Raw genomic sequence first — 15,081 nt, 5'->3', positions numbered from 1 at the left:
CAATTCGGCAACTTAGCATTTTAACAATAAAGCAATATAACAATTGAGCAATCAGACAATTTAACAATAAGGCAATACAGAAACTTCACTATTCACAATTAAAGTCTTCTCAAGATGTTCAAACTTAATTTCAAAATCGCACTCCGTAACCTTTGGAAAAACAAGGCTTACACGGCTATCAATATATTTGGTTTGGCGGCAGGCTTGGCGGGTTTCGTGATCATCCTCCTTTACATAGCCAAAGAAACGAGCTACGACAAGTGGGACCCTGCTTTGAAAAGAACCTATATCGTAGCGGCCGATTTTACCAAAAACGGAGCGGAGAATAAAGGAACCAAGATCAAGGGACTGCTTGCCAAAGTAATCAGGGAGCAAATTAGCGAAGCCGAAGTGGTGTCGATGGGGAACATGACCGGAAGATTTGATATCAAGTTCGAAAGAGAGGGCAAAACCATCAACGAGTTGCTTCCTTCGGCCTCGATAGATAGCAGTTTCTTTAGTTTATATCCGCTCAAAGCCATTCATGGCCGCATGGAGGATGTGTATACCGATAAGGATGCCATTGCCATTAGCGCTACAGCCGCCCAAAAACTGTTTGGTACTGCCGACCCGATTAACCAGGTTGTGGTTCAGAACAGGGGCGTCAATTTTCCTCCGGGCAAATTGGTAGTCAAGGCCGTATGGGACGATAGGAGGCAGGCTTCGGTTTTCGGTTTAGACCTGCTCTATCAGGAAGATTTTAAGCAATATGGCAATCAGTTGCTGTCCACCCCGTTTACAACCTTATTCAGGTTAAAGGAAAATGTAGATCAGCAACAAGCCCTGAAAAAAATAAACGATGCCTATATTGTTGAACTGGGCAAATATATCGCCCAAAATAGCGACGCTAATTATAAGCCTTCGCAACAAGAAGCTTTAAAAATCTTGAAAGACAAAGAGGGCATTACCAGCATCAAGCTCATCACCGAGCCGATCGCTAGCCTGAACCTGAGCAATTTTTATTCAACAAATGCCAAGCAAACTACGATTTACATTCTCTTTGCGCTGGCTTCGTTTTTAATCATCATCTCTTGTATCAACTACACTAATTTGGCATTGGTGATGGCGCAGGCGAGAGCTAAGGAAGTAGGCGTTAAAAAGGTATTGGGTGCTTTTAGGTGGAGTTTGATTAAACAGTTTTTTACCGAAACGGCTATTCAATGCTCTATTGCCTTTTTATTGGCGCTTATTTTTGCTGAATTGTTGTTGCCACAGGTCAACCGGCTCCTTGCAGATAACCTGGAGCTGTTCAAATCTTTCGATGTTTGGCTAATTTTGGGTCAGGCCTTGCTGATATTAATGGTCATTATGCTGTTGGCAGGCGCCTATCCGGCGTTTATCTTGGCTGGCTTCCGTCCGGTTAAGGTATTGAAAGGCAATTTTAGCACAGCTACGCATATTGGCAACCTGAGAAGGGTATTGGTTGTTGTTCAGTTTACCATCGCCATTGCGCTCGTAATCAGCTTTGGGGTGATTTTCGCCCAGCTCAACTTTATAAAGCAAAAAGATTTGGGCCTGAAATCCGACCAGCTGTTGTCGTTTAGGATTGCAAAATACACAAACAGGGTATTGCCTCCGGCTCATTTCGAATCGATAAAAAACCGGCTTTTGGCCATAAAGGGTGTAGAAGACGTAACGAGGTCGACCGAACAACCCATCAACGATTCAGGCTTTGAAGATAATGTGAGCTACAACAACACGAAAATCAGTGCCGAATCCAGATACGTAGATCCTAATTATTTAACGGTGCTTGGCGCAAAACTAGCACAAGGCAGAAATTTCTCTTACCAATTGCTAGGTACCGATTCGCTGCAAAGCATCATTGTAAACGAAACGGCTTTCCGAAAACTCGGATTGGACAAGATAAACGCCCAGGTGGCTATTGAAGGCGACGACGAAGCTAAAAAATTTAACGTGGTTGGCGTAGTTAAAGATATTCAGGTCTACGGATTTGACCAGCCGATTATGCCAACTATTTACCTGGTAAGTGATTATGCGTTGCACTGGCGCACCAATGTCATTGTGCGCTTAAGTACCCGCGATTTAGCACAAACCACTTCGGCCATTACGGAACTTTGGAAGGAAATAGAGCCGGGAGCAGAGATTAAGCCCGTTTTTGTGGACGAGGTTTTTGCAAAAATGAACCATAGTTATGAAGTAAGCGAGAAAATCATCTTCTTTTTTGGCATGGTTACCTTTCTGATTTCTGTTTTCGGACTAATCGGCTTTGCCGCCTACACGGCTAAAATTAGGCTCAAGGAAATTGCGGTAAGGCGTATTCTTGGTGCGTCTACCACTTCGCTGCTTCAATTGCTGAACAAAGATTTTGTGAAACTGGTGTTAATAGCCAGTGTATTGGCCGATGTTTTGGCTTATATTTATATGAAGAAGTGGTTTGCCGGCTTTGCCTATAGGATCGATATGCCTTACTTGGTTTTTATTTTGGTCAATGCGGCCATTGTGCTGCTTACTGTACTGACGGTAAGTATTCAAAGCCTAAAAGCGGTAAAATCAAAGCCGGTTGATGCGCTGAAATACGAGTAATTGCGAAAGATATAGGGTAAATTAAATGCCCAAGCACAAAATTCGACTATCTTTTTTGATGATTTAAACATCCAATATGTTCAAACTGAACCTAAAAATCGCTTTCCGGAACCTGCTTAAAAACAAGGTATACACCCTGGTCAATGTAATGGGTTTGGCCTTGGGTTTGGCCGGCTTTATTTTCGTATTACTTTATGTAAACCACGAAAAGAGCTACGACCACTGGGATCCGCAACTGGAAAAGGTATATCAGTTGCAGGAACTCGATTTTTGGGCCATCAAAGAGGGCAAAAAAGAATGGATGGACGTGGCCGATTTGCGTATTCCCGACCTGATTAAAGATAAAATGCCTCAAGTTGAGGATATTGCTTTTTTTAATGAAGCAGGACCACAATCGGTGATTTTGGGCGACAATAATCCGTTTATGCAAGAAGGAATTGTTAGTGCCAGCGATGGTTTTTTTTCGGTTTTTCCTTTTCAATTCATCTACGGCACACCAGAAACCGCTTTAGGCAAGCCGGGCAATGTGGTCATCAAGGAAAGTGTGGCTTTGCGATACTTTGGGAAAATCAATCCGGTAGGCAAGACCATCAAAATCAACGAACAGAACTGGACCACTCCAGAAACCTATCTCGTTACGGGGGGAGTGGCCGATCCGGTAACGCCGAGCAGTGTCGATTTTCAGCTGATCAAGAGAAACATCAGAACGTTTCCGTTAAATGATAACTTCTATTTTTTTGCCACGGTTTATGTCAAGATCAAAGGCCAGCAAACCAACGAATTGCTGAACCGTACCTTGCAAAATGTATATTACGATTTTAAGCTTGCCTTATTTAAGCGACAAAAAATGGCTGTTGCAGATTATCTGCAGCATGGGCTTAAACCGTCGGCCCGTTTGGTGCCGCTGCATCAAATTCATCAGGAGCCCTTAACCGGAAAAAGTTGGCTAAGCCTGGTTAAACCGGTTATTTTGTTGTCGGCTTTGTTGTTCTTGATTTCGGTGATCAATTTCGTGAACATGTTTACGGCCCAAGCTGTATCGAGAGCCAAAGAAGTGGGCATTAAAAAAGTGATTGGTGCCCACCGGAAATCGCTGATTTTTCAGTTCTTGCTCGAAACTGCCTTGCAATGCTTATTTGCCTTGCTGTTGAGCACGGTTTTGTTAGAAGGCTTTTTGCCATACCTCAACCAGCTTTTTAAACTCGATTTATCGCTTACGTTTAACCAAAATAACCTCGTCATTCTTGCAGAACTCGTACTGCTGTTGTTATTGGTTATCCTGATGGCGGGAACCTATCCGGCATTTTTTCTGTCGTCTTACCGACCACAAAATGTTTTAAAAGGCAATTTTGGACACAGCCATAAAGGCAAAACGTTAAGAAACTTATTGGTTGGTTTGCAGTTTGTAATCGCGGTCGGCTTTTTTATTGGCATCATGGTTATTTCGAGGCAGATGCAGTATATGGAGAACAGAGATCCTGGCTTTAATGCCAGTGCCGTTATCCACATCAAAACATCATTCGATAAAAGAATAGCCGCCCAGCTTAAAAGCATCGATGGCGTGAAATATGTAGGCAGCAACGACGGGATGATTAGCCTAAATCATAAACTTACCGGCAAATACAAATACAACAACGAATCGAAAGAGCTAAATACTGTACTTGTAAATGCCGAAGGTTTGCAGGCGCTTGATGTAAAACTGCTGCAAGGCCGTTTGTTCGAAAGCCATAATGCACAAGATAGCTTAGGCACGGTAATCCTAAACGAAAGCCTTGAAAAAGCCTATGGAGGACACATGATTGGCAAGTTCATTTACGTGAATGATAGCCTGCCAGCACAGGTTGTAGGAATAATCAAGGATATACAGGTGGCCGGTTTCGAAACCAAGATTTTGCCAACGGTTTATACTACGGCTAACAACAATGCCACAGGCTATCCAAATCGTGGGGTAAACTACATCATCAAATTTGACCAGCAAAAACAAAAAAGCGTGTTGACAGCCATCAACGAGATCTGGAAACGCCAATATCCGGCATTTCCGCTAAGTTATACCTATATTCAAGACGATTTGAGCAAGGTGCTGGTGGCACACGAGCGTTTTAAGGAAATGGTGAAACTGTTTTCGTTTTTATCGATATCCCTCTCGCTGATTGGCCTCTTTGCGCTGGCCGCCTTTTTAACCAAGCAACGGACCAAGGAAATTGCCATTAGAAAGGTTTTGGGTGCCGACCATCGAACGCTGTTCCTGCTGCTCAACAAAAACTATGTATGGCTCATGATTGTTGCTAATGTTGTTTCGTGGCCCCTGATTTATATTGCCGTTAACCATTGGCTCAGTGGTTTTGCCTATCGGATTGATATGCCAATTTTGCCATTTGTGATCGCTTTTGGAGTCTCCATCGCTACCACTGTCCTCACGGTAAGCATCCAAGTTAAAAATGCCATTACGGCCAAACCGGTTGATGCGTTGAAGTACGAATAACCTGTTTTCAGTTGGGAACCGGCAGTTTTCGGTTTTTAGAAAGCTATCATAAAATAGCGGCGATGATATACTCGTCGTTGCCCTTAGGTTCTCTGAGGCGTCTTAGGTGGTTAGCAACGTATAAACTCCAGTTGGCAGTTTTCTCGTTATTGCTCAATAATGGAAACAATCCAACAATTTAGCAATTTCCCAATCCCACCAAACAATCAAAGCAATAACCTAACTTTGTGCCATGCAAAGAACTTTTGTCGATCAGCTGGGCAATGAACTCACCATTAACTATCCGCCTCAACGGATTATTTCCATTGTGCCCTCCCAAACCGAGCTTTTGTTTGATTTGGGCCTCGACGAAGAAGTAATCGGCATCACCAAGTTCTGCATCCATCCGATAGAGAAATTCGCCACCAGGGCAAAAGTAGGAGGCACCAAAAAGTTGCGCATCGACGAAATCAGGCGCCTGCAGCCCGATCTCATCATCGGCAACAAAGAAGAAAACACCCAGGCTGAAATCGAATTGCTCATGCGCGAATTTCCAGTTTGGATGAGCGATATCTACAACCTCGACGATGCCGTGGCCACCATCAGGCAAATAGGGGAGCTGGTGAACCGCGAACCCGAAGCCGCCTACCTCAACCACCTTATCCATGCCGGCTTTAACGATCTCCAGACCTTGGCCCTTAGCAAAGGCATTCACCAAAACGTGGCCTACCTTATCTGGAAAGACCCTTATATGTTGGCAGGCCGCCATACCTTCATCGACGATGTTTTAAGAAGAATTGGCCTAAACAATGCCGTTGCCGAAAGTCGCTACCCAGCGCTAACGCTTCAAGAACTGCAAGCCTTAAACTGCCAATTGGTTTTGCTCTCGTCAGAACCCTATCCATTTAAAGAAAAACATATTCAGGAATTACAGGAGGCTTTGCCGCAAGCCAAGGTTTGGCTCGTAGATGGCGAAATGTTTTCTTGGTATGGCAGCAGGCTCGTTAAAGCGGTGCAGTACCTGTTCAATTTCCAGCAACAGTTGGCAGGCTTTTAGCCACAATTCATTCCCGTTGTCTGGTTCTTTTGCCCTGCCGTTTGACCGAATTGAATAACCAACCGATCAAGATTTATTTTTTTCTTTCACGTTGCCTTTTAGCTAACCGGTTAATTCACTTTGAGTTAGTAGGGCTGTGCTGTTCGAGAAAGCATTGCGATGTGTTTTTTAAGATATTTTTTTGAAATAAATTCGAATATTTTTTTGGAGAATTAAAGGGAAACGCTATCTTTGCAATCCAAAATAAATCCTAAATAACTGCGGAAGTGGCGTAATTGGTAGCCGCACCAGACTTAGGATCTGGCGCTTCACGGCGTGGGGGTTCGAGTCCCTTCTTCCGCACCAAAAGATAAGACCGTTTCGAGTAATTCTGAAACGGTTTTATTTTTAAAAGGTAATTGGTAAAGAAATAAACATAAACCGATGTGGGCCGGCAGGGCATTAAGCCTTAAATCTCGCATCTCATTACTCAGATCTAGAATAGAATGAACATCGCACAGGAAAAAGTTGACGATTTAAATGCAGTAGTAAAAATTACCATTGCGCCTGAAGATTACAATCCAAGAGTAGAAAAAGCCCTAAAAGAGCAAGCTAAAAAAGCTAACCTTCCAGGCTTCCGCAAAGGAATGGTTCCAGTTGGCCACATCAAGAGAATGTATGGCAAGAGTATTTTGGTTGAAGAAATCAACAACATGCTGAACGAGAACATCTCTAAGCACCTTACCGATAACCAAGTTGAAGTTTTGGGTCAGCCATTGCCGGTAATGGACGATGCCGAATACAAATGGGACAACACAGATTCTTTCGAATTCAAATACGAATTAGGCTTGGCTCCAGCAGTTGATGTTGAAGTGACCTCTAAAGATAAATTTACACACTATAACGTAAAGGCCGACGAAGAAACCCTAGCGGCGCGTATCAAAAACATCCGCAAAAGCTATGGCAAAATGTCAAACCCTGAAGTTTCGGCAGAAGGCGATGTGCTTTATGCAGAATTGGCACAACTTTCGCCTGATGGTTCGGTTTTTGAAGGTGGCATTACCAGTACAGGTTCTGTCCGCTTAGACTTGGTTACCGACAAAAAGATCCTAAAATCTTTAGTTGGTCTAAAGAAAGACGACGTCGTAGATATTGACATCCAAAAAACCTTCGACAACAACGAAGCCGTAATTGCCAAATTGTTGAACATTAGCGAAGAAGATGCCAAAGAATTGAAGTCGAAATTCAAAGTAACGGTTAAAAACGTAAACCGTCTTGAAGAGGCAGATTTAAACCAAGAGTTCTTTGATAAAATATTTGGTGCAGGTGTAGTAAGTGACGAAGCTGGATTTACAGCCAAAATTACCGAAGAAGTTGAAGCCATGTTCAAACAGGATGCAGATCGTAAATTGCAAAACGATATCTATGCCCAGTTAACCGAACAAAGCAAAATGCAGTTGCCAGACGAGTTTTTGCGCAAATGGTTAAAAGCCACTAACGAAAAACTTTCTGACGAAGAATTGGAGCAAGGTTATGCGGATTTCGCGAAAAACCTGAAATGGACTTTGATCGAAAACAAAATCATTAAAGACAACGATATCAAAATCGAATACAAAGATGTTTTTGAACTAGCCAAAGCGCGTTTAGATGCACAATTCAAAATGTACAGCCCTCAAGCATTGCCAGAAGACCAATTGGCCCAATATACCGCCAACTTCTTGCAGGAAAAAGAAAATGCCAACCGTATTTTCGAAGAGGTAAAAGCATTGAAAGTATTCGACTACATCAAATCGGTAGCTACCTTAAACGAAAAAGAGATAGCTTACAACAAGTTTATCGAGTTGAAGTAAGGAAGTTCCTGTCCTGAATTTGACTCTGGACTTAAGAGTTAGATTTTTGACATAACGATTTGATTATAATGCATAGAAGAGCAGCTTTTGGCTGCTCTTTACTTATACAACTAATTTTATACCTATTAAGATTGCGTATATCTGACCAATATTTATCAATTTATTCGAAGATTTAAATAATTTAGCAAAGGCGGGCATATTGGAAATAATTATTAATCTTTAAAAAATAGAAACGCAAAACGCAATAACATGAAAATAGATAAAGAAGAATTCAGAAAATACGCAGTTAAACACCATAGAATTAATGGCTTGAACGTTGATAGGTTCATCGCTTCTACCAATAATTCGCCAAAATCGATGACGCCTTATATTATTGAAGAGCGCCAGTTAAACGTAGCCCAAATGGACGTGTTCTCGCGTTTGATGATGGACCGTATCATCTTTTTGGGTGATGCCATCTACGATCAGAACGCCAACATCATCCAGGCGCAGCTGTTGTTTTTGCAATCTACAGATGCCAATCGCGATATACAGATCTACATCAACTCGCCAGGAGGCTCGGTATATGCAGGCTTAGGCATTTACGACACCATGCAATACATTACACCTGATGTGGCAACCATTTGTACCGGCATGGCTGCTTCAATGGGAGCAGTATTATTGGTGGCGGGCGCTAAAGGCAAGCGTGCAGCGTTAAATCATTCGAGGGTGATGATCCACCAGCCATCAGGAGGCGCACAAGGCGTGGCTTCGGATATGGAGATCAACCTGAGAGAAATGTTAAAATTGAAAAAAGAACTTTACGACATCATTTCAACACATTCGGGCCAAAGCTACGAGTGGGTAGAGAAAGCTTCAGACCGCGATTACTGGATGAAAGCCGACGAAGCCAAAGGTTTTGGTATGATTGATGAAGTATTGGGCACAACTAAATAAAATAAATCAGTTGGCAATTTTCAGCTAACGGTTTGCAAATTGAGAATTGTGAACCGAATACTGGGAACTGCCTACTGTAAACTGATAAAAATGGCTAAGCAAAATAAAGACTCCCGTTGCTCTTTCTGTAACTCTCCGAAGCAGGAAACTTTGATGCTGATAGAGGGAATGGACGCCTATATATGCGACAAATGCGTAACGCAGGCCAATGTTTTATTGGCGCAGGAGCTGGGCAGCAGAAAAAACAAGGCTTTCGACGAATCGTTTAGCTTGTTAAAGCCTGCAGAAATAAAAGCGCACATCGACCAGTATGTAATTGGTCAGGATGATGCCAAAAAAGTACTTTCGGTAGCGGTGTACAACCACTACAAAAGGTTGAGCCAAAAGCTGGAGAAAGATGAAGTAGAGATCGAAAAATCAAATATCATGCTGGTTGGCGAAACCGGAACCGGAAAAACCCTGTTGGCCAAAACCATTGCCAAAATCCTGCATGTGCCTTTCTGTATTGTCGATGCAACCGTGTTAACCGAAGCAGGTTATGTGGGCGAAGACGTAGAAAGCATTTTAACCCGCCTGCTACAGGCAGCAGATTATGATGTGGCGGCCGCCGAAAGAGGCATTGTTTACATCGATGAGGTGGATAAGGTAGCCCGCAAAAGCGACAATCCTTCCATTACCCGCGATGTATCGGGAGAAGGCGTACAACAGGCCTTGCTCAAGATCTTGGAAGGCACCATTGTAAACGTACCGCCACAGGGAGGCAGGAAGCATCCAGACCAAAAAATGATCCCGGTAAACACCAATAACATCCTGTTTATTTGCGGCGGGGCTTTTGACGGCATCGAACGTAAAATTGCCAATCGCTTGCGTACACAGGCCGTAGGTTACAAGGTGAAGAAAGACGATCAGGATTTAGACCTGAAAAATCTCTACAAATACATTACGCCACAAGATTTGAAGGCTTTTGGCCTCATTCCAGAGTTGATTGGCCGTGTGCCGGTGCTTACCCACTTGAACCCATTGGATATTGAAGCCTTGCGCAACATCTTAACCGAACCTAAAAACTCGTTGATTAAGCAATACACCAAATTGTTCGATTACGAAAACGTAAAATTGATTTTCGACGAAGAAGTGCTCGATTTTATTGTAGGGAAGGCTATGGAATATAAACTGGGCGCAAGAGGATTGCGTTCTATTTGCGAAGCCATTATGCTTGATGCGATGTACGACACGCCGTCAGACGAACACGTAAAAGAACTGCACATTACCTTGGATTATGCCATCGAGAAATTCGAAAAAGCAGATTTCAAGAAGCTGAAAGCAGCCTAAAAAATTAATCCCGACTTGTTCGGGATTTTTTGTTTTAACAGAGAAATATTTTGTTTTTACCTTGCTTGAAACCATAAACAACCCACATTTGCGTACGATTGTCATTTTAATTGTTGGTTATTCGGCTAAAATTCGTATATTTGCAGATTAAATAACGAAGACATTTTGCAAAGCGTCTTATTGAAGACAAGTTTTCGTTGCTGATTGCTACAGGCAGTCGATCAAAAAATATCTTATGAAAGAAAAAAGCTTAACAAAAAAATAATAACCGCATCAAAAAATCCCGACCTGTTCGGGATTTTTTTTAACATAATATTTTTAAATTTAAAGAAAGGAGTATAAAAAGATGAACGAAGAAAAAGACGTAAAAAAAGACGAAGCAATCGCAAAGAAAGCGCAAAAAGTAAAAGAGGTAGAAACTCCTGTAAAACCTGGTTTAAAATCTAAAGACGACATTGTAAAGAACTGGTTGCCACGTTATACAGGAAGACCCTTGGAAGAGTTTGGCCAGTATATCCTGCTCACCAATTTCAGCAAGTACCTGACCATGTTCTCTGAGTGGAACGACAATGCCCCGATTATGGGCCTAGACAAGCCAATGCAAAGCGTAACGGCAAACGGCATTACCATTATCAATTTCGGGATGGGCAGTCCACTAGCGGCAACCATGATGGATTTGTTAACGGCCATTATGCCAAAGGCGGTATTGTTTTTGGGCAAATGCGGCGGTTTGAAAAAGAAAAACCAGTTGGGCGACCTGATTTTGCCTATCGCAGCCATCAGGGGCGAAGGTACCTCTAACGATTACCTGCCTGCCGAAGTGCCAGCATTGCCGGCCTTTGCCTTGCAGAAAGCGATTTCTACCACGATCAGGGATCACTCAAGGGATTATTGGACAGGAACATGCTACACCACCAACCGTAGGGTTTGGGAGCACGACAAAGAGTTCAAAAAATACCTGAAAAGCCTAAGGGCAATGGCTGTTGATATGGAAACCGCTACCATTTTTACCACTGGCTTTGCCAACAAAATCCCAACGGGAGCCTTGTTACTGGTATCAGATCAGCCCATGATCCCAGAAGGCGTAAAAACAAGCGAAAGCGATAGCTCGGTAACTGCAAATTATGTAGAAACCCACTTAAAAATCGGTATCGATTCGCTTAAGCAACTTATCAATGGCGGTTTAACCGTTAAGCACCTTAAATTCTAAGGTCATTCTTTCATCTGGAGGCAGGAGGAGTCTGTTAAACAATAGATTCTTCGCTGCATGCTCCATTTGGAGATTTCAGAAGCCAATCCTCAGTTGGCAGTTTTCAGTTATCACTCCACAATAGAAACAATTTAACAGTTTCAGTTTTCAGTTTCAGCTCACCACAAAATCCACAAAGAAGGATGACTTAGGTGCTCTTAGGCGTCTCAGATGGTCAAAAAATAAGCGCTTATCAATTGGCAGTTTTCAGTTGTCGGTTTTCAGTTATTACTCGACAATAGAAACAATTTAACAGTTTCAGTTTTCAGTTTGAGCTCATCATAAAACCCGCAAAGAAGTAGAGCTTAGGCGCTCTTAGGTTTCTCAGGTGGTCCAAAAAAAGATTTCAGTTAGCAGTTTTCAGTTGTCGATTAGAATCTTCCAACCTAGTCTTCCAAACTTTTCGGATAATCAAACAACAAAACGTTTCCTGTATTGCTGCTGATAAGCTTCCAACTATCAAAAGGAAATTGAATGCGGATAACAGAAGCCGTAGGCATGTTTACGATATGTCCGTTGCACAGGTAGTTGGCCAAATCGGTCAAGCCAGGATTATGCCCAAACAAAGCAATTTGATCATATTGATCGTCTAGTTGGTTAATTACCTTCAATAGCGATTTTACATTCGCTTCATAAATAGCGGGTTCTAGCTGAATGTTTTCGATGGGAATATGCCAGGCTGCTGCGAAATATTTGGCCGTAGTTATTGCCCTTAATGCCGGGCTACTCACCATCAGTTCGGGTACAATCTGTTGTTTGACCAATCTTTCGGCCATTTCTGGTGCATTGTTTTTGCCCCTGCCATTTAAAGGCCTGTCAAAATCCCTCAAACCCGCATTTCCCCAGTCAGATTTGGCATGCCTTATTAAAAGTAGCTGTTTTCCCATTTTCAACTTTAAATGATTAAACGAACAATTGCAACAGAAATTATTCCTAAAATGTTTATCGCCAATAATCGGCTACCCAAGGTGCCGGTTTCACGTAGCGATACCATTTGCCTCGTCCACCTTTTATCGCTTTATGTGGATTGATTTCCCCATGGAAGATGATAATTTTCGCCCCTTTCGGAATAAATGGCTTTACCCAAAATGCCAAAGGAAACCTCGATACACAATCGTATTTATAGCTCGGACACCATTCTTTTGGCCAATAGGCTAATTTTCCTTTGTCGTAAATGGCTTGAGTAAGGTATTCCTGCTCGTTGCGGTGGCGCTTCCTGATCTCATCAAAGTTTTGAAGGAAATCGTCAAACACATAGCCATGTTGGCCAATTTCAAAGCGGTATACCGATGAATTTCCGGTAATGCGCCATTGTTTTTTATAATCCTTGATAATGAGGAATTCGCCTTCATAATCAAAAAAACAATCAATTGGCGCCACAATTACAATATCAAGGTCCAGAAAGAGGGCCGTGCCTTTTAAACCGTATAGATCCTCTTTTAAAGTAGACAGCTTTTTCCACATCCGCTCTGGAAGCCCGCCTGGCAACTCCATGGCCGGTATTGGGAAACACTGTACTTCTGGTATAATGCCTGTTTCATCGTCGGTAAAACATACCATTTTAAAAGGATAGCTAAGGTTTCTGGTTACCATAGCATGGAGTCTATTCACGTATTCGGGGCCATATAGCTTGCCCCATTTCATGCAAAAAATGTATTTTTCAGACATTATAAGGATTTCCTTGTATTGTTATAGCGCTCAAAATAAAGTTATAAATTATTAGTAACGTTATTTTGGTTCATTTTGTTCAAAGTAAGCAGTTATTTGTTCTAAGCTGAACGCATTTAGGCAGTTAGCTGCAGTCAGTCCTCCTTTTCTGGCAATTAAAGTGCCAAAATGCATATCGTGGAAGCCTTCTTTGCGGTGCGCATCGGGATTGATGCACAACAGCACGCCTTTTTCGAGCGCATAGCGATGCCAGCGCCAATCGAGGTCTAAGCGCAAGGGGTTGGCATTGATTTCTATGGCTACCTGGTTAGCCGCACAGGCATCGATTACTTTTTGATAATCGATCTCGTAGCCCTTTCTGCTCAGCAAAAGTCTGCCGGTAGGGTGGCCCAGAATAGTGGTGTAAGGATTTTCGATGGCTTTAATGAGACGAGCTGTTGCCTTGTCGCGGTCCATGCGCAAATTGCTGTGTACAGAAGCCACTATAAAATCGAAGGTTTTAAGGATATCGTCACTATAATCCAAAGAACCATCGTTCAGAATATCACTTTCTATGCCCTTGAAAATTTTAAAAGGCGCAAGTTTTTGGTTCAGCTCGTCAATCTGGCGGTGTTGAGCCCACACGCGTTCTTCGCTCAGCCCCTTGGCATAGAATGCCGATTTGGAGTGGTCGCAGATGCCCAGATAGGATAGGCCTAAATTCTCCTTGCAATACCTGGCCATTTCCTCGAGGGTATGCACGCCATCGCTCCAGTCGGAGTGGTTGTGCAAAGTGCCTTTAAGGTCTTTGTATTCGATGAGCTGAGGCAATTGGTGTTTTTGGGCCAATGCTATTTCGCCTAGGTCTTCTCTTAATTCAGGCTCGATAAAATCAAGGCCTGCTTTGGCATAAATGGCTTTTTCATCAGCAAACGGACCATTTCCAGCCAGTTCGAGTACGGCTTTTACATGATTTTCGTTGCCGGTAAGCTTAAAATATTGGAGATAAAAATCTTCAAGAGCAACAATTTCCAAGCGGATATGCAGGCCGGCTTCGGTAGTTGCCGAAAACACATTATCGCTCACCGCTGCGAAGGCCTGTCCTTCGAAAGCAGCTAATTGCTCGCCAAAAATGACGTCGGAACCCAGTACAAGAACCACTTCTTCAATAATCTCACAACAGCGCCTAAAATCGCCAGCCACACTCAGGAGGGCATGATGGTCGGCTTTGTTCAGCCACACGGCCATATCGGCCAAGAGCTGGTTTACGGTAGCTTCCACCTGGGCATACAGAAACTTGCCACTGGCCGCCATCTTAAATTCGATGATTTTTTTGATTTCTTCCTGGGTTTTCAGTCCAAAACCTTTGGCTTCAATCAGTCTGTTTTCGTTGCAGGCATAATAAAGCTCGCCAACGTTTTCGATTTGGAGCTCATGCCAAATAATACCAATTTTTTTTGGGCCGATGCCTTTGATCCCCAGCATTTCTACAATGCCCGGAGGAGTTTGCGCCAATAGCGTTTCGAGCTCCTGCATTGTACCCGTTTGCAACAGCTCGATGACCTTGCCCGCAATGCTTTTGCCAATGCCGTCTATTTTGTCCAATTCGTCCAATGGCTTTTGGGCGATGGCAAATGGCAGTTTGTCTATCTTGAAAGCCGCATTGGCTACCGATTTGATCTTAAAGGGATTTTCCTCGTGCAGCTCCATCAGTTGAGATAGCAATCGAAGTGTTCTGGCTATGGGTTTGTTCTCCATCGACGTAAAAGTAAAAGTAAAATGGCAAATGTGAAAAGCTTTTTATGCGATTAAGCACAAATGAGCTGGTTATTTGTTAAAGGATGGTGAAACCATTGTTAATTTGACAGCTTAGACTGATAATTGTTGAAAAATAATGGCTTTAATGGGATTGAAATAAATCCAGTCAATAAAAAAAGCAATGAAACCTACCTGACCTATGATCCCGATTGGAAACCGATCAAGTAGATTT

At 42.7% G+C, this 15,081-nt stretch carries 10 protein-coding genes and 1 tRNA gene; 8 read left to right on the top strand and 3 right to left on the bottom strand.

Annotation, left to right across the window (positions count from 1 at the left end; translation table 11 throughout):
- Positions 1-114 precede the first annotated feature (114 nt).
- From VRU48_RS06820 to VRU48_RS06785, 8 genes are all read left to right on the top strand, one after another.
- Positions 115-2,583, top strand: a complete 2,469-nt coding sequence (locus VRU48_RS06820) for an ABC transporter permease (RefSeq protein WP_330107170.1) — start codon at positions 115-117, stop codon at positions 2,581-2,583.
- 76 nt (positions 2,584-2,659) lie between these two features.
- On the top strand, positions 2,660-5,065 hold the full coding sequence (locus VRU48_RS06815) for an ABC transporter permease (RefSeq protein WP_330107169.1): 2,406 nt from the start codon (positions 2,660-2,662) through the stop codon (positions 5,063-5,065).
- 232 nt (positions 5,066-5,297) lie between these two features.
- On the top strand, positions 5,298-6,101 hold the full coding sequence (locus tag VRU48_RS06810; protein WP_330107168.1) for a helical backbone metal receptor: 804 nt from the start codon (positions 5,298-5,300) through the stop codon (positions 6,099-6,101).
- Between the two features lie 260 nt (positions 6,102-6,361).
- A tRNA-Leu gene (locus VRU48_RS06805) sits at positions 6,362-6,446 on the top strand.
- Between the two features lie 140 nt (positions 6,447-6,586).
- Positions 6,587-7,930 (top strand): trigger factor, encoded by a 1,344-nt coding sequence (tig, locus tag VRU48_RS06800; RefSeq protein WP_330107167.1) that lies wholly within the window; start codon positions 6,587-6,589, stop codon positions 7,928-7,930.
- 249 nt (positions 7,931-8,179) lie between these two features.
- On the top strand, positions 8,180-8,866 hold the full coding sequence (gene clpP / locus VRU48_RS06795) for an ATP-dependent Clp endopeptidase proteolytic subunit ClpP (RefSeq protein ID WP_330107166.1): 687 nt from the start codon (positions 8,180-8,182) through the stop codon (positions 8,864-8,866).
- Positions 8,867-8,956: 90 nt separating this feature from the next.
- Positions 8,957-10,195 (top strand): ATP-dependent Clp protease ATP-binding subunit ClpX, encoded by a 1,239-nt coding sequence (gene clpX / locus VRU48_RS06790; RefSeq protein ID WP_330107165.1) that lies wholly within the window; start codon positions 8,957-8,959, stop codon positions 10,193-10,195.
- 346 nt (positions 10,196-10,541) lie between these two features.
- The gene (locus tag VRU48_RS06785) at positions 10,542-11,405 is read left to right on the top strand and encodes an AMP nucleosidase (protein ID WP_330107164.1); all 864 of its coding nucleotides are present in this window, start codon (positions 10,542-10,544) and stop codon (positions 11,403-11,405) included.
- A 425-nt stretch (positions 11,406-11,830) separates the two neighbouring features.
- On the opposite strand, the gene VRU48_RS06780 is transcribed toward VRU48_RS06785, so the two are convergent.
- From VRU48_RS06780 to VRU48_RS06770, 3 genes are read right to left on the bottom strand one after another with little or no spacing between them, the layout of a single operon-like run.
- The gene (locus tag VRU48_RS06780) at positions 11,831-12,331 is read right to left on the bottom strand and encodes a SixA phosphatase family protein (RefSeq protein ID WP_330107163.1); all 501 of its coding nucleotides are present in this window, start codon (positions 12,329-12,331) and stop codon (positions 11,831-11,833) included.
- A gap of 55 nt (positions 12,332-12,386) precedes the next feature.
- On the bottom strand, positions 12,387-13,112 hold the full coding sequence (locus VRU48_RS06775) for a hypothetical protein (RefSeq protein ID WP_330107162.1): 726 nt from the start codon (positions 13,110-13,112) through the stop codon (positions 12,387-12,389).
- A 60-nt stretch (positions 13,113-13,172) separates the two neighbouring features.
- Positions 13,173-14,849 (bottom strand): DNA polymerase/3'-5' exonuclease PolX, encoded by a 1,677-nt coding sequence (locus VRU48_RS06770; protein WP_330107161.1) that lies wholly within the window; start codon positions 14,847-14,849, stop codon positions 13,173-13,175.
- Positions 14,850-15,081 lie beyond the last annotated feature (232 nt).

This window comes from Pedobacter albus (assembly GCF_036324255.1).
Classification (GTDB): domain Bacteria; phylum Bacteroidota; class Bacteroidia; order Sphingobacteriales; family Sphingobacteriaceae; genus Pedobacter; species Pedobacter albus.
Note: the sequence above shows the minus strand (reverse complement) of the source record. Positions and strands in the feature narration are given on the sequence as shown.

Coding starts and splice junctions, on each gene's coding strand:
- VRU48_RS06820 (WP_330107170.1), top strand. CDS start 115: ATGTTCAAACTTAATTTCAAAATCGCACTCCGTAACCTTTGGAAAAAC.
- VRU48_RS06815 (WP_330107169.1), top strand. CDS start 2,660: ATGTTCAAACTGAACCTAAAAATCGCTTTCCGGAACCTGCTTAAAAAC.
- VRU48_RS06810 (WP_330107168.1), top strand. CDS start 5,298: ATGCAAAGAACTTTTGTCGATCAGCTGGGCAATGAACTCACCATTAAC.
- tig (WP_330107167.1), top strand. CDS start 6,587: ATGAACATCGCACAGGAAAAAGTTGACGATTTAAATGCAGTAGTAAAA.
- clpP (WP_330107166.1), top strand. CDS start 8,180: ATGAAAATAGATAAAGAAGAATTCAGAAAATACGCAGTTAAACACCAT.
- clpX (WP_330107165.1), top strand. CDS start 8,957: ATGGCTAAGCAAAATAAAGACTCCCGTTGCTCTTTCTGTAACTCTCCG.
- VRU48_RS06785 (WP_330107164.1), top strand. CDS start 10,542: ATGAACGAAGAAAAAGACGTAAAAAAAGACGAAGCAATCGCAAAGAAA.
- VRU48_RS06780 (WP_330107163.1), bottom strand. CDS start 12,331: ATGGGAAAACAGCTACTTTTAATAAGGCATGCCAAATCTGACTGGGGA.
- VRU48_RS06775 (WP_330107162.1), bottom strand. CDS start 13,112: ATGTCTGAAAAATACATTTTTTGCATGAAATGGGGCAAGCTATATGGC.
- VRU48_RS06770 (WP_330107161.1), bottom strand. CDS start 14,849: ATGGAGAACAAACCCATAGCCAGAACACTTCGATTGCTATCTCAACTG.